Raw genomic sequence first — 20,888 nt, forward strand, 5'->3', positions numbered from 1 at the left:
CGTGGCAAGGAAGCCGCAGCATAGAGGAGCGCGCCGCGCGGCGCACCGCGATTCGGGCCGTCAAACGGTTGAGCCCGCACGGCCGTTGGGACCGTGCGGGCTCGTCGGGGCCGCTGGGGTGGCTCAGATGAGGCCGAGACCGCGGACGGCCTCGCGCTCCTCGGCCAGCTCCTTGACCGAGGCGTCGATGCGCTCACGGGAGAAGTCGTTGATCTCCAGGCCCTGGACGATCTCGTACGCGCCGTCCTTGGTGGTGACGGGGAAGGAGGAGATCAGGCCCTCCGGGACGCCGTAGGAGCCGTCCGAGGGGATGCCCATGGAGGTCCAGTCGCCGTCGGCGGTGCCGTTGACCCAGGTGTGGACGTGGTCGATGGCGGCGTTGGCGGCCGAGGCGGCGGAGGACGCGCCGCGGGCCTCGATGATCGCCGCGCCGCGCTTGGCGACGGTCGGGATAAAGGTGTCGGCCAGCCACTTCTCGTCGTTGACGGTCTCCGCGGCGTTCTTGCCGGCGACCGTGGCGTGGAAGATGTCCGGGTACTGGGTGGCCGAGTGGTTGCCCCAGATGGTCAGGCGGTGGATCTCGGAGACCGGCGTGCCGGTCTTCTGCGCGAGCTGCGAGACGGCGCGGTTGTGGTCCAGGCGGGTCATCGCGGTGAAGCGCTCGCGCGGTACGTCCGGGGCGGCGGCCTGGGCGATCAGGGCGTTGGTGTTCGCCGGGTTGCCGACGACCAGGACCTTGATGTCGTCCGCGGCGTGGTCGTTGATGGCCTTGCCCTGCGGCTTGAAGATGCCGCCGTTGGCCTCCAGGAGGTCACCGCGCTCCATGCCCTTCGTACGGGGGCGGGCGCCGACCAGGAGCGCGACGTTGGCGCCGTCGAAGGCCACGTTCGGGTCGTCCGAGATGTCGATGCCCCGGAGCAGCGGGAAGGCGCAGTCGTCGAGCTCCATCGCGGTGCCCTCGGCGGCCTTCAGGCCCTGCGGGATCTCCAGGAGGCGCAGCTTGACCGGCACGTCCGCGCCGAGCAGATGACCGGAAGCGATGCGGAAGAGGAGTGCGTAACCGATCTGGCCGGCGGCGCCGGTGACGGTGACATTGACGGGAGTGCGGGTCATGGCGATCTCCTGCGCGGTGTTTTCCGGGGGCAAGCCCCTGGACCACCTTGGGTGGCGGTGGGTGTCCCTGCCCATCTATCGAGGTCTCTTGGTATCGAGAGACCCGGCCGTCAGGCTATCGGACCCCCGCCCGGCCCCGACGACGGGCCGGTGTGGGACACCTCACCGGCCACCTCACCGGCCCCGGAGCCGTCTCACCGGGGCGGCCACCGGCCCGGCGTACGCCCCGGCCGGTCCCCTGCGGCGGTGCGGTGGCCGCCCGCTGTGGAGGGAGCGCGAGCGGCCACCGGCCTGTGCCACACCCGTGGGGGGTATTCGAGCGCATGCCCGGTATCCGCAAGGGCAATCCCCCGGCCGCCGGCCCGGCCGCCGCGAACGGCGAATCCCGGCCAGCCGGCGGGCCTCCGGCGCGCCTCAGGCGGGCGCCATCGCCTTCTGGAGCCCGGCGTCCAGGGCGTCCAGGAACTGCTCGGTGGTCAGCCAGGGCTGCGCCGGGCCGATCAGGAGGGCCAGGTCCTTGGTCATCTGGCCGCCCTCGACGGTCTCCACGCAGACCCGCTCCAGCGCCCTGGCGAAGCGGATGACCTCGGGGGTGTCGTCGAGCCGGCCGCGGTGGGCGAGCCCGCGGGTCCAGGCGTAGACGGAGGCGATCGGGTTGGTGGAGGTGGGCTTGCCCTGCTGGTGCCGGCGGTAGTGGCGGGTGACGGTGCCGTGCGCCGCCTCCGCCTGGATGGTCCGCCCGTCCGGGGACATCAGGACCGACGTCGTCAGTCCGAGCGACCCGAAGCCCTGCGCGACGACGTCCGACTGGACGTCGCCGTCGTAGTTCTTGCAGGCCCAGACGTAGCCGCCGGACGACTTGAGCGCCATGGCGACCATGTCGTCGATCAGCCGGTGCTCGTACGTCAGCCCCTTGGCGTCGAACCCGGTCCGGAACTCGTTGTCGAAGACCTCCTGGAAGAGGTCCTTGAACCGGCCGTCGTACTTCTTCAGGACCGTGTTCTTCGTGGACAGGTAGACCGGGTAGCCGCGGTCCAGCCCGTAGCGGAACGAGGCCCGCGCGAAGTCGCGGATCGAGTCGTCGTGGTTGTACATGGCCAGCGCGACGCCGGGGCCCGGGAATTCATGGACCTCCAGCTCGATCGGCTCGCTGCCGTCCTTCGGGGCGAAGGCCAGGGTGAGGGTGCCGGCGCCGGGGACCTTGAGGTCGGTGGCGCGGTACTGGTCGCCGAAGGCATGGCGGCCGACGACGATGGGCTCGGTCCAGCCCGGGACCAGCCGCGGCACGTTCTCCATGATGATCGGCTCGCGGAAGATCACGCCGCCGAGGATGTTGCGGATGGTGCCGTTCGGCGAGCGGTACATCGCCTTGAGGTGGAACTCCTCGACCCGCGCCTCGTCCGGCGTGATCGTGGCGCACTTCACGCCGACGCCGTGCTCCTTGATGGCGTGCGCGGCGTCGACGGTCACCTGGTCGCTGGTGGCGTCCCGGTGCTCGATGCCCAGGTCGAAGTACTTCAGCTCGATGTCGAGGTACGGGAGGATCAGCCGGTCCTTGATCGACGACCAGATGATGCGGGTCATCTCGTCGCCGTCGAGCTCGACGACGGGGTTGGCAACCTTGATCTTGGCCATGAGGCGGACACATCCCTCTCGCGGTCGGTGCACCCCCCGGACGTCGCCAAGTTACCCGCGTCACACAGGCGCGGGCGGCTACGGCACGGGCGGCTCGCCGCGCCGCGCCCCGGCCACCGCGCCCCGGTGCCCGGCGCGCTCCGCCAGGGCCTACCGCACCGTGAAGTGCACGATGTCGTCCAGGAACGGCACGTGGATCCACGGCTTGGGCTGCACCATCAGCGCCAGGATCACGATGACGAAGCCGAGCACGCCGTACGTCACCATGTCGGTGAAGCGGGACCGCACGGCCAGCATCCCCACCGACGGCAGCGCCCACCGCAGCGCCGCGCCGGCCATCAGGGAGAGTCCGATCACGATCGAGCCGATGCGGAACGCGTCGACCGCGACCAGCAGCAGCCCGGCCGCGACGCCGCCCATGACGGCGAGCAGCGGCCACTGCCGGGCCGGCGCGGGGTAGCCGCCCGAGGCCGCCCGGCCGCCGCCCTCGGGGCGGGCGGTGTCGCGGGTGACCTGCGGAAAGCGGCGCGAGGTGCGCTGCGGCTCGGATGCGCCCTCTGAGTGCGCTTCGGCGGCCATGGGTGGCGGTCAGCCCCTTCCGTTTCCGGGTCGTGTCGTAGAACCAGGCTCTCAAACTCCCCCAGCCAACGCTGGGCGGTGCCCCCACCCCCGGCTAACGCTGGGCGGTGCCCCCGGCGGCGCGCTCGGCCGCCTCGACGACGTTGACCAGCAGCTGGGCCCGCGTCATCGGGCCGACGCCGCCCGGGTTGGGGGCGACCCAGCCGGCCACCTCGGCGACGCCGGGGTGCACATCGCCGACGATCTTGCCGTTCTCGTCCCGGCTCACGCCGACGTCCAGCACGGCCGCGCCGGGCTTGACGTCCTCCGGCTTGATGATGTGCGGCACACCGGCCGCGGCAACGATGATGTCGGCCTGCCGCAGGTGCGCGGACAGGTCGCGGGTGCCGGTGTGGCACTGGGTCACCGTGGCGTTCTCCGACTTGCGGGTCAGCACCAGCGGCATCGGGCGGCCGATGGTGATACCGCGGCCGACCACCACCACGTGCGCGCCCTTGATCTCGACCTCGTGCCGGCGCAGCAGCTGGACGATGCCGTACGGGGTGCACGGCAGCGGCCCCTCGATGCCGAGCACCAGCCGGCCCAGGCTCATCGGGTGCAGCCCGTCGGCGTCCTTGGCCGGATCCATCAGCTCCAGCACGCGGTTGGCGTCGATGCCCTTGGGGAGCGGGAGTTGGACGATGTAGCCGGTGCAGGCCGGGTCCTCGTTGAGCTCCCGGACGACGGCCTCGATCTCCTCCTGGGTGGCGGTCTCCGGCAGTTCGCGCTGGATCGACGCGATGCCGACCTGCGCGCAGTCCCGGTGCTTGCCGTTGACGTACCAGCGGCTCCCGGGGTCGTCGCCGACCAGCAGGGTGCCGAGGCCGGGCTGCACGCCCCTGGCCTTCAGCGCCGCGACGCGGTCGGTGAGCTCGGACTTGATCGCGGCGGCGGTGGCCTTGCCATCCAGAATCTGGGCAGTCATACCCCCATCCTCCCGGATGGAGGCACCCGCGTTCCAATCAGGCCGCGCGAACGGCAGTTGTCCGGAAATGATCATTGCAGTTGGACAAAGGCTGACCACCCTGACTGGACAGAGGGATTCCTCACCTAGAAGGATTGACGCGCAGTGCCGCAGGCATCGTCGGGGGCGGGCCAGTGAAACCACCTGTTTTTCCTCCGAGTCACGCCGCGTCGTCCCCCACTGACACCCAACGGAGGAAAGCAACAACATGAGCTTCGGCGACCCGAACAACCCATACGGCCAGCCGCCGCAGGCCCCCCAGGGCCCCTACGGCCAGCAGCCCCCGGTCCCCCCGCAGGGCGGAGCACCGGGCTACGGCTACCCGCAGCAGGGCGCCCCGCAGCAGCCGTACGGCTACCCGCAGCAGGGCCAGGTTCCGCCGCAGCAGGGTGCGCCGCAGTACGGCGGCTACCCGCAGCAGCCGCAGGCTCCGTACGGTCAGCCGGGCATGCCGGGGATGCCGATGGGGTACGCGAGCTGGGGCGCGCGACTCGGGGCGTTCCTGATCGACGGCCTGATCATCGGCGCGCTGCCGATCATCCTGTACATCATCGGCTTCGTCATGGCGGCCAGCTCGGCCAGCTCCGCCAGTTCGGCCAGTTCGGCCGCCTCCAGCTGCCCGCCGGGGGACTACAACTGCGTCTCGAACGCCTACCACTCGGCCGCGTCGGCCGGCACACCGGTCGGCGCCATGGTGGTCATGGTGATCGCGTGGCTGATCATCGTGGGCGGGAGCTTCTTCCTCATGGCCAAGGAAGGCAGCACAGGCCAGACCCCGGGCAAGAAGATGCTGGGCATCAAGGTGATCAAGGAGACCACCGGCCAGCCTCTCGGCTTCGGCATGACCTTCCTGCGCTACATCTGCCGCTACCTGAACGGTCTGCTGTGCGGCATCGGCTGGCTGTGGCCGCTGTGGGACGAGAAGTCCCAGACGTTCGCGGACAAGCTCGTCGGCAGCGTGGTCGTCCGCGCCCAGTAATGCCATACCGGGCCGCACGGACGCCCTGAACAGCCCGCCGAAGGCCCCCTCGCAGCAGCGACCGGGGGCCTTCGTGGCGCTCACCGATACCGCCTCAAGTCGCCTGAAGGACACCGCTCGTGAGCTATCCCAACCCGAACCCCTACGGCCCGCCGCCGGGCCAGCAGCCCGGATACGGCCACCCCCAGCAGCAGCCGATGCAGCCGCAGCAGCCCATGGCGCCGTACGGCGCGTACCCGGGCGGCCCGATGCCCGGTATGCAGCCGCAGCAGTACCCGACGGTGATGCCGGGCAGCGTCAAGGCGGCCCGGACGATGCTGTTCGTGCTCGCCGGACTCAACCTCATCGGCCTGGTCCTCGCGGTGCTGGGGCTGGGCGGCGTCAGCAAGGCGTCGCACGACGCCGCGTCCACGCCCTACTCGGACATGTCGGCGTTCAACGTCGGCAAGGGCCTGCTGATCGCGGCGATCGTGATCATCGTGGTGTTCACCGCCGCCGCGATCACGCTCGCCGCGCAGTTCGGCAACGGCGGCAAGGGCGTCCGCGTCGGCACCATCGTCTTCGGCGTCGGCACCATCCTGCTGAGCCTCGTGACCTTCCCGTTCGGCCTGGTGCACACCGTGCTGGGCATTCTGGTGCTGGTCTTCGTCAGCAAGGACGAGGGCAACGCCTGGTTCAGCAGGCCGCGTTACTGACCGCGGACGCACCACGCGGCGGAGGGCCGCACCCCGGGCAGGGGTGCGGCCCTCCGTTCTTGCGTGGACCTCAGTGGAAGAAGTGCCGGGTGCCGGTGAAGTACATCGTCACGTCGGCCTTCTTCGCGGCCTCGACGACCAGCTCGTCGCGGATCGAACCGCCCGGCTGGACAATGGCCTTGACCCCGGCGCCGATCAGGATCTCCGGGCCGTCGGGGAACGGGAAGAACGCGTCCGACGCCGCGTAGGCGCCGCGCGCCCGCTCCTCGCCGGCGCGCTCCACGGCGAGCTTGCAGGAGTCGACGCGGTTGACCTGCCCCATGCCGACGCCGACGGACGCGCCGTCCTTCGCCAGCAGGATCGCGTTGGACTTCACCGCGCGGCACGCCTTCCACGCGAACGCCAGCTCCGCCAACTCGTCCGCGCCCAGGGCCTCTCCGGTGGCGAGGGTCCAGGTGGCCGGGTCGTCGCCCTCGGCCTGGAAGACGTCGGTGTGCTGGAGCACCGCGCCGCCCGACAGCAGCTTGAGGTCACCGGGCTGGTGCGGGGTGCCGTCGACCTTCAGGACGCGGATGTTCTTCTTGCGGGCGAGGATCTCGACCGCGCCGTCCTCGTATGCCGGGGCCGCGATGACCTCGGTGAAGATCTCCGCGACCTGCTCGGCGAGCGCGACGGTCACCGGGCGGTTGACCGCGATCACGCCGCCGTACGCCGACACCGGGTCGCAGGCGTGCGCCTTGCGGTGCGCCTCGGCGACGTCCGCGCCGACGGCGATGCCGCAGGGGTTGGCGTGCTTGATGATCGCGACACAGGGCTGCTCGTGGTCGTAGGCGGCGCGGCGGGCGGCCTCGGTGTCCACGTAGTTGTTGAAGGACATCTCCTTGCCGTGCAGCTGCTCGGCATTGGCGATGCCGCCCGGCTGGCCGTCCACGTAGAGGGCGGCGCCCTGGTGCGGGTTCTCGCCGTAGCGCAGGGTGCTGCGGCGCTCCCACGTCCCGCCGAGGAACTCGGGCAGCCCGGCCCCGTCCGCCTCCGGCGCGTAGACGTTGGTCATCCAGGAGGCCACGGCCACGTCGTAGGCGGCGGTGTGCTGGAACGCCTCGGCGGCCAGCCGCTTGCGGGCGGCCAGGTCGAAGCCGCCGCCCTGCACGGCCGCGAGGACGTCGGCGTAGCGCTCGGGGCTGGTGACCACGGCGACCGAGGGGTGGTTCTTGGCGGCGGCGCGGACCATCGAGGGGCCGCCGATGTCGATCTGCTCCACGCACTCGTCGGGGGTGGCGCCGGAGGCGACGGTCTCCTTGAACGGGTAGAGGTTGACGACCACCAGGTCGAACGGCTCGACGCCGAGGTCGGCCAGCTGCCGCTGGTGGTCCGCAAGGCGCAGGTCGGCGAGGATGCCGGCGTGGACCTTGGGGTGCAGGGTCTTGACCCGGCCGTCGAGGCACTCGGGGAAGCCGGTGAGCTCCTCGACCTTGGTGACCGGCACCCCGGTGGCGGCGATCTTCGCGGCCGTCGACCCGGTGGAGACGAGCTGGACGCCCGCCGCGTGCAGCCCCTGGGCCAGCTCCTCCAGCCCGGACTTGTCGTAGACGCTGACCAGAGCGCGGCGGATGGGCCGCTGCGTACCTTCGGTGGCGGTCACGAGATACGTACCTTTCGTCCCTCTATGCGGTAGCCGTGACGGGCCAGGCGCCCCACGACCTCGACGAGCAGCGATCGCTCGACTTCCTTGATGCGCTCATGCAGCGCGGATTCATCGTCCTCGTCCCGGACCTCGACCACGCCCTGCGCGATGATCGGGCCGGTGTCGACACCGTCGTCGACGAAGTGGACGGTGCAGCCGGTGACCTTCGCGCCGTACGCGAGCGCGTCGCGCACGCCGTGGGCACCGGGAAAGCTGGGCAGCAGCGCCGGGTGGGTGTTGACCGTCCGGCCGCCGAACCGGGCCAGGAACTCCTTGCCGAGGATCTTCATGAAGCCGGCGGAGACCACCAGGTCGGGGGCGTGCGCGGCGGTCGCCTCGGCGAGCGCCGCATCCCACGCCGCCCGGTCCTCGTAGTCCTTGACCCGGCACACGAACGTCGGCAGACCGGCCCGCTCGGCGCGCTCCAGGCCGGCGATACCGGTCCGGTCGGCGCCCACGGCCACGATCTCGGCGCCGTACTCCGCCGCGCCCTCCGAGGCGACGGCGTCGAGCAGCGCCTGGAGATTGGTGCCCGAACCGGAGACGAGGACCACGATCCGGGCCGGGGCGGGGCGATCGGGAAGGGAGGAGGGGGCCACGATGGGGGTCTTTCTCGCGGTCGTAATGGCGGGTCTTCAGGTGCGATGTGGGAGTTGTACGGTCGCACAAAGCGAGGGGTTGCGTGAATACGGGGAACCCTACGAACGAGCCGACCGTCAGCAACGATACCGGCACACCGCGCGGCCCCCGCGGGACGGGGGCGGGCACGGGAGGTAGCGTCGGGCGGAAGAACGCATGCAGTTCATGGTGACCGTCCCGCCGGCCGACCCGCCGGACGGACGCCCAAGACAAGGGGAAGACACACTCCAGATGCCGGACCGACACCGCCGCGCGGCCCTCCTCCTCCCTCTCGCCGCCACCGCCCCCGGCGCGGTCCTGCTGCCGCGTGAGCGCAAGTCGTCGTCCTCCCCGGACTCACCGTCCCCCGGTACGCCGGACGCCGCCGGCACCCCCGCCCCCAAGGGAGCGCCCGCCGCCCCCGACCGGGACAACCCCTTCGCCCCGCCGCCCGCCGGCGCCCCCGACCAGGAGTGGCGCCCCCGCACCCCGGCCGGGCACGGCCAGGGCCAGGACGGCGGCGGCGACCACGAGCAGCAGGACGCGCCCCCGGCCTGGGGCAGCCAGTGGAGCAGCCGCCAGCCGGGCCGGCAGAGCGGCGAGTTCGGCAGCCGGCAGGGCCGCGGCGGCCCCCAGGGTGGCGGCGGCCAGGGCGGCCCCGGCAACCCGGGCGGTCTCCGCTGGGACCCCACCGACCCGGTCCAGCGCCGAGCCCGCTACGCCCTCCTCGCCGGCATGTGGTCGTTCTTCTTCGTGCTGTTCAGCCTGCCCGAGGTCGCGCTGCTGCTGGCCTCGCTGTCCCTCTACTGGGGCATCAGCTCGCTGCGCGGCAAGCCCGACCCGGCGAAGGCCCGCGCCGCGGCGGCCACCGCGGCCATAGAGGGCCGCCCGGCCCCCGCCGGCCTGCCGCCCGCACCGGGCGCCGCCCGGCCGCAGACCACCGCGGCGATCGCCGGCCTGGTGGCCGCCTCGCTGGCGCTGATGATGGTGGCCGCGACCTTCACCGTCCAGATCGTCTACCGCGACTACTTCACCTGCGTGAACGACGCCCTGACCCAGTCGGCGGGCAAGTCCTGCGAGAACCTCCTGCCGCCGCAGCTGCGACCGCTGCTCGGCCAGCAGCAGCAGTAGCTCCGGCCGGTCCGGCAGCGCCGGCCGCCGTCAGCTCTCCCGCCCGCCCTCGGAGACCGATACGGCGCCGGCGGCCGGGGGACGGCGGCGGCGGAGCGGGAGGCGGGGGACGGAAGGGCGGGGGGCGCGGCGGCGGGCTCTGGTGCGGCCGGCCGCCACACGGCGGTCCGTGTGCCGGTGCCAGGCGCGCAGCGCCAGCGCGCCCGGGACACCGAGGAGCGCCGTCCAGGCCGCCGCCGCCAGGCCCGTGAGCCACCAGCTCGGGCCGAAGGCGGCCAGCGCGCCGTTGCCCATCGCACCGCCGGCGAGCCCGGCCAGCACCGCCAGCACCGCGCCGCAGAGCGCCGCCGCCAGAGCCGCCACCTTCACGGTCGCCCAGCACGCCCGGTGCCCGTCCGGGGCCGCGTATCGGGCGAGCACCGCGCCGGCGGCCACCGGCGCCACCGCCGCCGCCCAGGTCAGCGGGGTTCCCGGGCCCGGGGCCGGCATGCCGCTGAGCAGCGGGAAGGGCGGCAGCAAGGGGTGCGCGGAAGTGCCCAGTGGGCCGACCGCGCTACCCGCGCCGAGCGTGAAACCGGGCCCCAGGCCGTATGCGGCGCCCCAGACGGCCGCGTTGGGGAGGAGCGTGAGGCAGAGCAGCAGCACCGTACAGCGCCCGGCCCAGTCCGGGGCGAGCCGGAGCAGGTCCTGGCAGAGCCGGCCGGGGTGCAGGGCGAGCCCGACGAGGGTGAGCAGGATCCCGCCGGCGAGCAGGGCGAGGGTGGCGGCCGACCCTGCCCGGAGGGCGGGAAGGACGGTCCGGGGCGCGGGGACGAGGGCCGGGAGCACCGTGGTCCGGAGGGCGGTGGCGACGGTCCGCGCGGCGGTGGCGAGCCGGGAACCGGAGGGCGGGGCGCCGGCATCGGGCGGCGGCGGGGCCAGGGCGCGCCGGATCCGGGGCGGCAGCAGGGTGGCGGCGCCCCGGCCGAGGGTGTGCCAGGCGGTGCCGGCGAAGGTGGCGACCGCGGTGCCGGGGACGTACAGCAGCGCACCGATCGGGTCGGCGGACAGCCGGCCGGTCGAGGTGTAGAGCAGTGCACCGGCCGCGACCAGCAGGTACCCGGCGAGCAGCGCGCCGAGCAGGGTCCCCGGCGGGACCGCCGGGGACGGCTCGGGCGCCGGGTCGGCACCGTCGTCGGACGCGGTGGCCAGAGTGTGCCGGGCGGACCGGTGGAGCAGCCAGACGGGGAGCGCCGCGAGCAGCAGCGGCGGCACCGCTACCGGCGCCGGGGCGCCGGACGGCGCCGCGGCGCGGAGGAGGCCGCCGCCGTGCGCCATGAACCACAGGTCGGCGGCCAGGTGCAGCGACCGGGACGGGCCGCTGTCGGGGTACGGGGAGACGACCCAGAGCAGCAGGACGGCGACCGCGAAGGCCCCGAGGCCGAGCCCGGCGGCGGTCACCCCGCCGACGAACGCGGCGCCGATCTCGGAGGAACGCTGCGCGGCGGTGCGGCCGTGCGAGGACAACGCAGGACCGCGATCGATCAGCTGACTCACACTGTCATGCTGCCAACAACACCCGTTTCAGCCATGTACTGGACGTCTGCCCGACGTGTCGCGCGGGATCCGCCGGTGCCCGTTTTCACACTTCTCCTATGACACAGCGCGACCGGCGGCACCCCTCCCCCGCCCTCGACACCCCGTCAGAAACCAGCGGAGAAACCAGGACTGATGGCCCGTCAGCAGCCTTCGAGGCGCTCTACGACGGGCATGCCGGGCCCCTGACCCAGCAGGTGTTCCTGCTCACCGGCCGGGCCCGGCTCGCCCGGCGGGCCGTCGAGCGGGCCTTCCAGACGGCCTGGCAGCGCTGGCCGGAAGTAGCGGTCGACGCGGATCCGGTGGGCTGGGTGCGGGCCGCCGCCCACGACTACGCGCTCGCCCCCTGGCGACGGCTGCGGCTGCGCGCCGCGGAGCGCCCGCGGCCCGAGACACCCGCGCCGCCGCCCGACGCCCCCGTGGACCGGGCGCTGCTGGAGGCGGTGCTGGCGCTGCCCGCTCCGTACCGCCGCACCCTGCTGCTGCACGACGGGCTCGGGCTCGGGCTGGCCGAGACCGCGGCGGAGGTGGAGGCCAGCACCCCGGCGGCGACCGGGCGGCTGACCCACGCCCGCGAGTGCATCGCCGAGCGGCTGCCGGAGCTCGGCCTCGACGGGCTGCCGCCGGGGCGCCAGGGCGAGGTGCTGCACGCCCGGCTGACCGCGCTGGCCGCGTCCCGGCCGGTGGCGCCGCCGGCCGCGCGGACCGTACGGGAGAGCAGCGAGCGTCGCACCCGGCGGACCACCCGTGCGGGCTTCGGGGTGACCGGGCTGCTGGCGCTGACCGCGGTGACGGTGGCCATCACCACACCGGGCGGCCACGCCCCGCCGCCGGAGCGCTCCGTGGCGGCCTCGCCGTCCCGGGAGGTCCGGCAGGCCGCGCCGGAGCGGCGGGCGGCACCACACCGGCGGACCGCGCCCCGCGCGCAGCACCGCGGCGCCCGCCTCACCCCGGACTTCCTCCGGTGAGCCGGCCGTCCCCCGCCCAACGGCCGTGGGCCCGTACCCCTGGGGGTACGGGCCCACGGCCGTGGAAACGGCGGTGCCGCCGGGGGACCGGTCCGGCGGCAGCCGGCAGGGTCCCCGAAGAGGGAGCCGTCAGCCGCCGAGGAGCTCGCGGGCCAGCAGCGCGGTCTCGGACGGGGTCTTGCCGACCTTCACGCCCGCGGCCTCCAGGGCCTCCTTCTTCGCCTGGGCGGTGCCGGACGAGCCGGACACGATGGCGCCGGCGTGGCCCATCGTCTTGCCCTCGGGCGCGGTGAAGCCGGCGACGTAGCCGACGACCGGCTTGGTGACGTTGGCCTTGATGTAGTCGGCCGCACGCTCCTCGGCGTCGCCGCCGATCTCGCCGATCATCACGATCAGGTCGGTGTCGGGGTCGGCCTGGAAGGCCTCCAGGGCGTCGATGTGCGTGGTGCCGATGACCGGGTCGCCACCGATGCCGACGGCCGAGGAGAAGCCGATGTCACGGAGCTCGTACATCATCTGGTAGGTCAGCGTGCCGGACTTCGACACCAGACCGATGCGGCCGGGCTTGGTGATGTCGCCCGGGATGATGCCGGCGTTGGACTGGCCGGGGGTGATCAGGCCGGGGCAGTTCGGGCCGATGATGCGGGTCTTGTTGCCCTTGGCCTTCGCGTACGCCCAGAAGGCGGCGGAGTCGTGCACCGCGATGCCCTCGGTGATGACGACGGCCAGCGGGATCTCGGCGTCGATCGCCTCGACGACGGCGGCCTTGGCGAAGGCCGGCGGGACGAAGAGGACGGAGACGTTGGCGCCCGTCTTCTCCATCGCCTCCTTGACGGAGCCGAAGACCGGGACCGCGTTGCCGTCGAAGTCGACCTCGGTGCCGGCCTTGCGCGGGTTGACACCGCCGACGATGTTGGTGCCGTCACCCAGCATCAGCTTGGTGTGCTTCATGCCGGTGGCACCGGTCATCCCCTGGACGATGACCTTGCTGTCCTTGGTGAGGAAGATAGCCATGGTGTTTGGAGTCCTCGTCCCTTACTTGGCCGCGGCCAGCTCGGCGGCCTTGTCGGCCGCACCGTCCATCGTGTCCACGCGCTGCACCAGCGGGTGGTTGGCGTCCGAGAGGATCTTGCGACCCAGCTCCGCGTTGTTGCCGTCGAGGCGGACGACCAGCGGCTTGGTGACGTTCTCGCCCTTGGACTTCAGGAGCTCCAGGGCCTGCACGATGCCGTTGGCGACCTCGTCGCACGCGGTGATACCGCCGAAGACATTGACGAACACGGACTTGACGTCCGGGTCGCCGAGGATGATCTCCAGGCCGTTCGCCATGACCTCGGCGGAGGCGCCGCCGCCGATGTCGAGGAAGTTGGCGGGCTTGACGCCGCCGTGGTTCTCGCCGGCGTAGGCGACGACGTCCAGGGTGCTCATGACGAGACCCGCGCCGTTGCCGATGATGCCGACCTCGCCGTCGAGCTTGACGTAGTTCAGACCCTTGGCCTTGGCGGCGGCCTCCAGCGGGTTGGCCGCGGCCTTGTCCTCCAGGGCCTCGTGCTCGGGCTGGCGGAACTCGGCGTTCTCGTCGAGGGAGACCTTGCCGTCGAGGGCGAGGACGTCGCCGCTCGCGACCTTGGCCAGCGGGTTGACCTCGACGAGGAGCGCGTCCTCGGCGACGAAGGTGCTCCACAGGGTCACCATGACCTCGGCGACCTTCTCGGCGACCTCGGCCGGGAACTTCGCCTGGGCGACGATCTCGCGGGCCTTCTCGATGGAGACGCCCTCGTTGGCGTCGACCGGCACCTTGGCGAGCTTCTCGGGGGTCGTCGCGGCGACCTCCTCGATGTCCATGCCGCCCGCGACCGAGGCCATGGCGAGGAAGGTGCGGTTGGTGCGGTCGAGGAGGTACGAGACGTAGTACTCCTCGATGATCTCCGGAGCGGTCTCGGCGATCATCACCTTGTGGACCGTGTGGCCCTTGATGTCCATGCCGAGGATGTCCGTCGCGCGGGCGACGGCCTCGTCCGGCGTGGCGGCCAGCTTCACGCCGCCGGCCTTGCCGCGGCCACCGACCTTGACCTGCGCCTTGACGACCGACTTGCCGCCGAGGCGCTCGGTCGCCGCGCGGGCCCCCTCAGGCGTGTCGATGACTTCACCGGCCAGCACCGGTACACCGTGCTTGGCGAAGAGGTCCCTCGCCTGGTACTCGAACAGGTCCACGCGCGTCCGTCCCTTGTCTTCTCAGAATCGCCGTAGTGATCGCGGTTCGTTGTCTGCGATGGGCGTGCCGCGAAGGGCAACGTGACGGCGCTGTCACAGGGGAGGCGTATACACGGAGTCCGGATACGCGGCATGTCCGTCCCGCAGGTTATCGCCGCAGGACGCGCGGCCCTAAATCGCAGATCACACTCCGGCGGTGATTACGGTCACAGATCTTTAAGCCAAGTTAGCTCTCCGTCGCATTTCCGCATGCCGCCGACGGGGTGCAGGACATATTCCGCGAGTCGCCGGGCACGGCGCGGCGGCTCCGTCGCCATCCGCCGTGCACTCCGATGCCGTGCGCCGTTCTTGCGCGGGGGCGGCGGCACCCGGGCGCCCCCGTCCGGTGCGGTTCCGGTTCCGGGAAAGCGGGAATCCGCTTGGGAAGAAGGTGCGCCAGGTCCGCACAACACCTCCGCACAGGGTGTCCGGAAAGACCTCTTGACCCTTCAACTCCCCCCAGCAGAAACTGCGTTGAGCACTTTCACATCAGGAGTCACAAGCTGGAGTCGCGCGCTTCGGGCTTGGTCCCGGGCAGGTCGGTCGGCAGACCGTTCTGCGCCGGGTGCAGACGGGGGAACTTGATGGGCAGTGGGGGGATGCACGACCGCGTCGGAGCTGAGACCGGTCGCGGCCGTGGACTCCTCCGCACCCGCACTCCCTCCCCCTTTCTCGATTTCTTGGTGTCCTCACACTCGGTGCCTAAGGGGATTGGAGGGGGAATGCCGACACATACGGCCTATCCCGGCGTCTATGTCGAAGAGCTTCCCAGCAGCATCCGCAGCATCACCACCGTTACGACATCCGTCACCGCGTTCGTGGGCCACACCCGGCGCGGCCCGCTGAACCACCCGGTACGGATCACCAGCTTCGCCGACTTCGAGCGCCGCTTCGGCGGGCTGACCTCGCGCAGCCCGGTCGCGTACGCCGTCCACCAGTTCTTCGGCAACGGCGGCACCGTCGCGGTGATCGTCCGGGTCGCCAGGGCCGGCACCGGCAAGGAGGCCCAGGTCACCCTGGAGTCCACCGAGGGCCACAGCGAGTGCCCCGTACTGGAGGTGCACGCCAAGGAGCCCGGCATCTGGGGCGACGGCCTGCGGGTCGCCGTCGACCACGACACCCCGTGCCCTGACGAGACCTTCGACCTCCAGGTCCTCGACGCGCACGGCTCCGCCCGGGAGTCCTTCTCCGGCCTCTCCATGGATCCCGGCGACGGCCGGTACGCCGAGACGGTGATCAACGCCGGCTCCGCGCTGATCCGGGTGGCGGTGGTCGGCGAGGGCCGCCCCGACCCGTCCGGCACCGTCTCCAAGGCCTTCCACCGCGAACTGCCCGATCTGAACGTCGAGTTGACGGTGAAGATCGGCGAGGTGGAGCGCGAGTTCACGCTCTACGACCCGGACTGCGACGGCCCGGCGCCGTGCGATGTCACCGAGCTGGCACTGCTGCTGGAGCACAAGCTGCGGTCCCTGCCCGACGCCCCGGGCAAGCACGCCTTCGCGGGCACCCAGGTCACCGCCTTCGGGCGCCGCATCCAGGTCGTCGCCGGCTCCACCGACCCCGACGACGTGGTCCGCTTCCTCGGCGAGTGCGCCAACGACCTGGGCCTGGAGGCGTCCGTCAACCCGCCGGTCTTCGCGCTGTGCGGCGGCGAGGACGGCGACCCGCCGGGGCCGCGCGACATCATCGGCAGCGAGGCCCGCAAGAGCGGCCTCCAGGCGCTGCGCGACGTCCCCGACGTCAATCTGCTCGCGCTGCCGGAGCTGGCGTCGTACGAGTCCACCGACGACATCGTCACGGTGCTCTCGGCGGCCGAGCGGCTGTGCACGGAGCGGCGGATGTTCCTGCTCGCCGACGCGCCCGCCGCCTGGGGCAGCGTGGACGCCGCCCGGGCCGGCATCGGCGCCTTCGACCCGGTCCGCGGCAACCACTCCGCACTGTATTTCCCGCACCTCCAGCTCACCGACCCGCTCACCGGCCGGCTGCGCTCCTTCCCGCCGTGCGGCGCCATCGCCGGCGTCATCGCCCGTACGGACGGCGAGCGCGGCGTGTGGAAGGCGCCGGCGGGCACCGAGGCGCGGCTGGCGGGGGTGCACGCCCTGACGGTGAAGCTGACGGACCGCGAGAACGGGCTGCTGAACCCGCTCGGCATCAACTGCCTGCGCACGTTCCCGATGGTCGGCCCGCTGGTCTGGGGCGCCCGCACGCTGGCGGGCGCGGACGCGCTGGACAGCGAGTGGAAGTACGTCCCGGTGCGCCGGCTGGCCCTCCACGTGGAGGAGAGCCTGCTGCGCGGCCTCCAATGGGTCGTCTTCGAACCCAACAACGAGCAGCTCTGGCAGCAGATCCGGCTCAACGCCTCGGCGTATCTGCACTCCCTCTTCGAGAAGGGCGCCTTCAAGGGCGGCACGCCGCGGCAGGCGTACTTCGTCAAGTGCGACAAGGACACGACGACGGAGGCGGACATCGAGAACGGGATCGTGAACGTCGTGGTCGGCATCGCGCCCGTCAAGCCGGCCGAGTTCGTGATCGTCAAGATCCAGCAGCTGGCCGGGCAGTTCGACCTCTAGCCCAGGGACGCGAAGGCACAGGACGTGCATGCACAGGACGTGCAGGCAAAGGACGTGAAGGATTCCGATGGCTGAGTTTCAGATCAACGCCCATCGCTTCGACCCGTACAAGAACTTCAAGTTCCTGGTGCTGTGGGACGGCCGTACGGTCGCGGGGGTCAGCAAGATCAGCCCGCTGAAGCGCACCACCGAGGTCGTCAAGCACCGCAACGGCGGCGACCCCAGCTCACCGCGCAAGTCCCCGGGCCGCTCCGAGTTCGAGGGCATCACCCTGGAGCGCGGGGTGACCCACGACCCGGAGTTCGACCGCTGGGCCAACAAGGTCTGGCAGGTCGGCGCCGGCCTCGGCTCCGAGGTCTCGCTCGCCGACTTCCGCAAGGACATCGTCATCCAGGTCCTCAACGAAGCCGGCCAGGTCGCCGTCTCGCACAAGATCTACCGGGCCTGGCCGAGCGAGTTCCAGGTCCTGGGCGAGATGGACGCCAACGCCAACGCCGTCGCCATCCAGAGCCTCAAGCTCGAATGCGAGGGCTGGGAGCGCGACTACGAGGTCCCCGAACCCCAGGAGCCGTCCTTCACCCATCCGGCGTGAACGGCAATCCGTCCGACGCGAGGGGCAGCCCTTCCGGCGTGAACGGCAACGCGTCCGGCGCGGGGAGGCAGCCCTTCCGGCGTGACGGGCAATCGTTCCAGCGTGAACGGCAACCCGTCCGGCACGACGAGTACCTACGGACGAGTACCTACGAACGACGACCAACGCATCCAGCACGACGACCGTCCACACGCTGTGACACCTCGCCGGGAACCGATTACTCTCCGTAATCGTTGCCGGAATGATGAGGAGGCGTCGCAAGGCAGGCAGGGGCAAGCGGTCGCAAGGCAAGCGCACGAGCCGGTCGGTCACAAGGCAACCGGTCTGCCACAAGGCAAGCGGTCGCGTGGCAGGCACACGAGCCGGTCGGTCGGCTGGTCGCAAGGCAAGCCGGTCGCAAGGCAAGCGCACGAGCCGGTCGGTCGGCCGGTCACAAGGCAAGCGCACAAAGCCAGTACCAAGGAGTCAGGAAGCCAGTACCAAGGCGCCAGCACCAAGGCCGTCGCCCGTACGCACCGGAACGATGCGTAGAGGCAACCGCAACGGCAACGGCAACGGCAACGGCCCAGGCAGCGGGACGAGGTGAGGAATGGCGGTCACGGGGCCCGCGGAACTGCTGGCCACCTGGGAGGCCGGGCTGGACCGGCAGAGCGGCGGCCGGGCTCTGCTGCTGCACCGCGCGGCCCGCCCCGGGGCGGACACCGACGCACTGCTGTCGGTGCCGCTCGGGGAGCGGGCGGCCGATCTCTTCGCGCTGCGCCGGGCGCTGTTCGGCGACCGGATGCAGGTGAAGATCGACTGCGCCGGGGCGGAGTGCGGGGCGGCGATGGAGTTCGAGCTGGACGCACGGGAGTTGGGCGCGACCCGCCCGCTGCTGCCCGCGGGCGTGCTGCGGGTGGCGGAGGGCGAGTGGGAGGTGGAGTTCCGGCTGCCCGGCGCCGCGGACCTCGCCGCCGTGGGCGCCGCCGCGGTGGACGGGGCCGACGCCCGGCGGCGGCTGGCCGCGCGCTGTGCGGTCTCGGCCGTGCGGGGCGGCCGGGAGGCGTCGGCGGACGAGGTCGGACGGCTGCCCGGACCGGTGCTCGACCGCTTCGCCGAGGCGGCCGAACAGGCCGACCCCGGCGCGGAGTTGACGCTGAACATCGCCTGCCCGGAGTGCGGCGCGGCCACACCGGCGGAGCTGGACATCGCCGCGTACCTGTGGACCGAGCTGGACGCCTGGGCCCGCGATGTGCTCCTCGACGTCCATCTGCTCGCCTCGGCCTACGGCTGGAGCGAGCCCGAGATCCTGGCGCTGAGCCCGCTGCGGCGCCGCTACTACCTGGAGCTGTGCGCGGATGTCTGAGCAGATGCCCGGTGAGTCCGGCGAGTCCGGCGAGTCCGGTGACTACTTCGGCCGGCTGCTGGCGCGGTATGCGCCGGTGGCGGCGGGCCCCGTCGATCCCTTCGGGGGGCCCGGCGGGGACGGCGGGGCGCCGGGCCATACGGGCGGGGTGCGGCGGGTGCTGGTGCAGCCGCGGCTGCCGGGGCCGTTCGAGCGGGTGGCGGCGCTGCGCGGGGCCGGGGCAGACGAGGAAGACGGGACCGACCCGCTGTATCCGCGGGCGGCGGCCGGGCCGACCGGGCCGTTCGCGGGCGAACAGCCGCGGTACGCGCGGGAGATCCGCACCACCAGCGAACGGGAGACCGTGCTGCGCACCGAGGCGGCGCGGGTGGCGGACCCGGCGCACGCCGGGCAGACGGTCGGTCCGGCCACGGGCCCGCTGCTGCGGCCGGCGGTCGCGCCGGATCCCGGGGTGCGGGCCGCTACCGCCGACGGTGTCCGGCCGCGCGGGCGGACCGGGGCGGCGGGCGCGGAGCGCGCCGTGCCGGGCCGGGCGGCGGCGTCCTCGGTGTCCGCGGCGGGGGCGGCGGGCGGGCCCGACGGGCCGGTCGCCGCGCTGCGACCGCGGGCGGACGTGCTGCCGCCGGCCCGTACACCCGCGCCGCGGGCCACGCCCGGCGGGCGGCGCGGGCAGCGCGGCCCCGCCGAGCGGGTGGTGCATGTGCAGATCGGCCGGCTGGAGGTCAGCGCGGCCGGTGCCGAACGGCCCGCGGCGGGCGGCCGGGCGGCGCGCGCGGAGCGCCGCGCGCCGTCGCTGACCCTCGCGGACTATCTGGCGCGCGGGGAGCGGGCGACGTGACGGGGAGAGCCGTGTCGGGCATACGCGGGACGCGGACAGGCGGGACGCGGATACGCGGTACGCGGACTGGCGGTACGCGGATACGCGGGACTCGGACAGGCCTGACGGGGACAGGCGTGACGGGGACAGGCGTGACGGGGACAGGCGTGACGGGGATTCGGGTGGGAGTGAGGGTGATGGGGGCGCCGATGGGCGGGGCGGGGATGCGCGGGGCGGGGATGCGCGGAGCGGGGATGCGCGGAGCGGGGATGCGCGGGAGGACGACGCGGTCGGGGCCGGTTTCGGGGGGACGGACGTCATGAGCAATGCACTCGCGGTCGCGACGGTCACGCAGGCGCTCGCACTGCTGATCGAGCACAACCTCCATCCCGAGATCGACATGGCCGTGTCGGTGGAGACGCGCAAGCCGCCGTCCGATCCGCCGACGGAACCGACGATCACCGTGTTCCTCTACCAGGTCACCCACAACTCCTCGATGCGCAACAACGACCTGGTCACCCGTGCCTCGGACGGAACGCTGCTGAAACGGCCCGCCGCGGCGATCGACCTCCACTTCCTGATCAGCGCGTACGGGGAGGAGCAGGAGCTGGTGGGGCAGCGGCTGATCGGGAGCGTGGTGCGGACGCTGCACGAAATCCCCGTGCTGCCGAGGGAGTTGATCGTGGAGGCGGCCGAACGGCCCTACCTGGCGGGGAGCGATCTGGCCGAGTCGCCGCAGAAGGTGCGCTTCACGCCGACCCAGATGGATGTGGACGAGACGTCCAAGCTCTGGGGGATGCTGAACAACACGCCGTACGCCCTGTCGGTGGCTTACCAGGCGTCGCTGGTGCTGCTGGACGGCCACCAGAAGCCGGCCCCGGCGCGTCCGGTGCGGCGCCCGGAAGTGACGGTGGTGCCGGAGGTGCCGGAGGTGCCGCCGGAAGAGTCGCTGCCGCCCGCGGTGCCGGAGCGGTCGGCGGGGACAGGCGGGGCGGCGGGGGCTGCCGGAGCTGCCGGATCCTCCGCCGCGGCTTCGGCGGGGACTGCGGCGGAGACTGCGGCCACGGATACCCGCACGGGCGGCACAGGGGACAAGGGCGACGCCGCTGCCGGGGCGACCGCCGCTCCCGCGAAGCGAAGCGCGAAGAAGGCGGCGGGTGCACGGTCCGCCAAGTCCGAGGCCACCGGCGGCAGTTCGGCCGGACGGCCGGCAGCTCGTACCCGTAACCGGCCGCGCAAGGCGACCGGCGGCGGCGCGGGCGGGGCAGGCGAGGCGGGCGGCGCGGGCCGTACCGACGGCGGGGGGAGCTGAGGCGCGGTGCGGGGAACGG

The 20,888-nt window shown here is 72.6% G+C and carries 18 protein-coding genes; 9 read left to right on the top strand and 9 right to left on the bottom strand.

Going from position 1 to position 20,888, the window contains the following annotated elements; all coding sequences use genetic code 11:
* Positions 1-123: 123 nt before the first annotated feature.
* From IEZ17_RS27260 to IEZ17_RS27275, 4 genes are all read right to left on the bottom strand, one after another.
* On the bottom strand, positions 124-1,113 hold the full coding sequence (locus IEZ17_RS27260; protein ID WP_189304576.1) for a malate dehydrogenase: 990 nt from the start codon (positions 1,111-1,113) through the stop codon (positions 124-126).
* A gap of 414 nt (positions 1,114-1,527) precedes the next feature.
* Positions 1,528-2,748: an NADP-dependent isocitrate dehydrogenase gene (locus IEZ17_RS27265; RefSeq protein WP_189304579.1), complete on the bottom strand. Its 1,221-nt coding sequence runs from the start codon at positions 2,746-2,748 to the stop codon at positions 1,528-1,530.
* A gap of 150 nt (positions 2,749-2,898) precedes the next feature.
* Positions 2,899-3,327, bottom strand: a complete 429-nt coding sequence (locus IEZ17_RS27270; RefSeq protein ID WP_189304581.1) for a DUF3017 domain-containing protein — start codon at positions 3,325-3,327, stop codon at positions 2,899-2,901.
* A 94-nt stretch (positions 3,328-3,421) separates the two neighbouring features.
* Positions 3,422-4,291 carry a bifunctional methylenetetrahydrofolate dehydrogenase/methenyltetrahydrofolate cyclohydrolase gene (locus IEZ17_RS27275; protein WP_189304583.1) on the bottom strand — a complete coding sequence of 290 codons (870 nt, stop codon included), beginning with the start codon at positions 4,289-4,291 and terminating at the stop codon, positions 3,422-3,424.
* A 247-nt stretch (positions 4,292-4,538) separates the two neighbouring features.
* On the opposite strand from IEZ17_RS27275, the gene IEZ17_RS27280 reads away from it, so the two are divergent.
* Both IEZ17_RS27280 and IEZ17_RS27285 read left to right on the top strand, forming a co-directional pair.
* A complete protein-coding gene (locus IEZ17_RS27280) occupies positions 4,539-5,309 on the top strand; it encodes an RDD family protein (protein ID WP_189304587.1) in 771 nt (256 codons plus the stop codon).
* A gap of 119 nt (positions 5,310-5,428) precedes the next feature.
* On the top strand, positions 5,429-6,004 hold the full coding sequence (locus IEZ17_RS27285; RefSeq protein ID WP_189304589.1) for a hypothetical protein: 576 nt from the start codon (positions 5,429-5,431) through the stop codon (positions 6,002-6,004).
* Between the two features lie 70 nt (positions 6,005-6,074).
* On the opposite strand, the gene purH is transcribed toward IEZ17_RS27285, so the two are convergent.
* Both purH and purN read right to left on the bottom strand, forming a co-directional pair.
* Positions 6,075-7,646, bottom strand: coding sequence for a bifunctional phosphoribosylaminoimidazolecarboxamide formyltransferase/IMP cyclohydrolase (purH, locus tag IEZ17_RS27290; protein ID WP_189304591.1), 1,572 nt, complete (start codon positions 7,644-7,646; stop codon positions 6,075-6,077).
* A complete protein-coding gene (purN, locus tag IEZ17_RS27295; protein WP_189304594.1) occupies positions 7,643-8,287 on the bottom strand; it encodes a phosphoribosylglycinamide formyltransferase in 645 nt (214 codons plus the stop codon). Before purN ends, purH begins: the two co-directional genes overlap by 4 nt.
* A 271-nt stretch (positions 8,288-8,558) precedes the next feature.
* On the opposite strand from purN, the gene IEZ17_RS27300 reads away from it, so the two are divergent.
* Complete coding sequence (locus IEZ17_RS27300) at positions 8,559-9,437, top strand: hypothetical protein (RefSeq protein WP_189304597.1); 879 nt, start codon at positions 8,559-8,561, stop codon at positions 9,435-9,437.
* A 30-nt stretch (positions 9,438-9,467) separates the two neighbouring features.
* Here IEZ17_RS27300 and IEZ17_RS27305 read toward each other — a convergent pair whose 3' ends face one another.
* Positions 9,468-10,973, bottom strand: a complete 1,506-nt coding sequence (locus tag IEZ17_RS27305) for a cell division protein PerM (protein WP_189304599.1) — start codon at positions 10,971-10,973, stop codon at positions 9,468-9,470.
* Positions 10,974-11,071: 98 nt separating this feature from the next.
* On the opposite strand from IEZ17_RS27305, the gene IEZ17_RS27310 reads away from it, so the two are divergent.
* On the top strand, positions 11,072-11,980 hold the full coding sequence (locus tag IEZ17_RS27310) for an RNA polymerase sigma factor (protein ID WP_308427707.1): 909 nt from the start codon (positions 11,072-11,074) through the stop codon (positions 11,978-11,980).
* Between the two features lie 129 nt (positions 11,981-12,109).
* Here the strand turns inward: IEZ17_RS27310 and sucD are convergent, their stop codons facing one another.
* Positions 12,110-12,994 carry a succinate--CoA ligase subunit alpha gene (gene sucD / locus IEZ17_RS27315; protein ID WP_189304601.1) on the bottom strand — a complete coding sequence of 295 codons (885 nt, stop codon included), beginning with the start codon at positions 12,992-12,994 and terminating at the stop codon, positions 12,110-12,112.
* A gap of 21 nt (positions 12,995-13,015) precedes the next feature.
* Complete coding sequence (gene sucC, locus IEZ17_RS27320; protein ID WP_189304603.1) at positions 13,016-14,194, bottom strand: ADP-forming succinate--CoA ligase subunit beta; 1,179 nt, start codon at positions 14,192-14,194, stop codon at positions 13,016-13,018.
* A 761-nt stretch (positions 14,195-14,955) separates the two neighbouring features.
* Between sucC and IEZ17_RS27325 the strand changes: the two genes are divergently transcribed.
* The 5 genes from IEZ17_RS27325 to IEZ17_RS27345 all read left to right on the top strand — a co-directional run bounded on the left by IEZ17_RS27325 (position 14,956) and on the right by IEZ17_RS27345 (position 20,869).
* On the top strand, positions 14,956-16,803 hold the full coding sequence (locus IEZ17_RS27325) for a phage tail sheath family protein (RefSeq protein ID WP_189304605.1): 1,848 nt from the start codon (positions 14,956-14,958) through the stop codon (positions 16,801-16,803).
* 67 nt (positions 16,804-16,870) lie between these two features.
* Positions 16,871-17,395, top strand: a complete 525-nt coding sequence (locus tag IEZ17_RS27330; protein WP_189304607.1) for a phage tail protein — start codon at positions 16,871-16,873, stop codon at positions 17,393-17,395.
* A 589-nt stretch (positions 17,396-17,984) separates the two neighbouring features.
* Positions 17,985-18,740, top strand: coding sequence for a T4 family baseplate hub assembly chaperone (locus IEZ17_RS27335; RefSeq protein WP_189304609.1), 756 nt, complete (start codon positions 17,985-17,987; stop codon positions 18,738-18,740).
* Entirely contained in the window at positions 18,733-19,578 is an 846-nt protein-coding gene (locus IEZ17_RS27340) for a hypothetical protein (RefSeq protein ID WP_189304610.1), read from the top strand. The genes IEZ17_RS27335 and IEZ17_RS27340 overlap by 8 nt, the downstream gene beginning before the upstream one ends.
* Positions 19,579-19,876: 298 nt before the next feature.
* Positions 19,877-20,869 (top strand): Pvc16 family protein, encoded by a 993-nt coding sequence (locus tag IEZ17_RS27345; RefSeq protein ID WP_189304612.1) that lies wholly within the window; start codon positions 19,877-19,879, stop codon positions 20,867-20,869.
* Positions 20,870-20,888: the final 19 nt, after the last annotated feature.

The organism is Streptomyces albospinus (assembly GCF_014648695.1).
GTDB classification, from domain to species: Bacteria; Actinomycetota; Actinomycetes; order Streptomycetales; family Streptomycetaceae; genus Streptomyces; species Streptomyces albospinus.

Coding starts and splice junctions, on each gene's coding strand:
- IEZ17_RS27260 (WP_189304576.1), bottom strand. CDS start 1,113: ATGACCCGCACTCCCGTCAATGTCACCGTCACCGGCGCCGCCGGCCAG.
- IEZ17_RS27265 (WP_189304579.1), bottom strand. CDS start 2,748: ATGGCCAAGATCAAGGTTGCCAACCCCGTCGTCGAGCTCGACGGCGAC.
- IEZ17_RS27270 (WP_189304581.1), bottom strand. CDS start 3,327: ATGGCCGCCGAAGCGCACTCAGAGGGCGCATCCGAGCCGCAGCGCACC.
- IEZ17_RS27275 (WP_189304583.1), bottom strand. CDS start 4,291: ATGACTGCCCAGATTCTGGATGGCAAGGCCACCGCCGCCGCGATCAAG.
- IEZ17_RS27280 (WP_189304587.1), top strand. CDS start 4,539: ATGAGCTTCGGCGACCCGAACAACCCATACGGCCAGCCGCCGCAGGCC.
- IEZ17_RS27300 (WP_189304597.1), top strand. CDS start 8,559: ATGCCGGACCGACACCGCCGCGCGGCCCTCCTCCTCCCTCTCGCCGCC.
- IEZ17_RS27310 (WP_308427707.1), top strand. CDS start 11,072: ATGACACAGCGCGACCGGCGGCACCCCTCCCCCGCCCTCGACACCCCG.
- sucD (WP_189304601.1), bottom strand. CDS start 12,994: ATGGCTATCTTCCTCACCAAGGACAGCAAGGTCATCGTCCAGGGGATG.
- IEZ17_RS27325 (WP_189304605.1), top strand. CDS start 14,956: ATGCCGACACATACGGCCTATCCCGGCGTCTATGTCGAAGAGCTTCCC.
- IEZ17_RS27330 (WP_189304607.1), top strand. CDS start 16,871: ATGGCTGAGTTTCAGATCAACGCCCATCGCTTCGACCCGTACAAGAAC.
- IEZ17_RS27335 (WP_189304609.1), top strand. CDS start 17,985: ATGGCGGTCACGGGGCCCGCGGAACTGCTGGCCACCTGGGAGGCCGGG.
- IEZ17_RS27340 (WP_189304610.1), top strand. CDS start 18,733: ATGTCTGAGCAGATGCCCGGTGAGTCCGGCGAGTCCGGCGAGTCCGGT.
- IEZ17_RS27345 (WP_189304612.1), top strand. CDS start 19,877: ATGAGCAATGCACTCGCGGTCGCGACGGTCACGCAGGCGCTCGCACTG.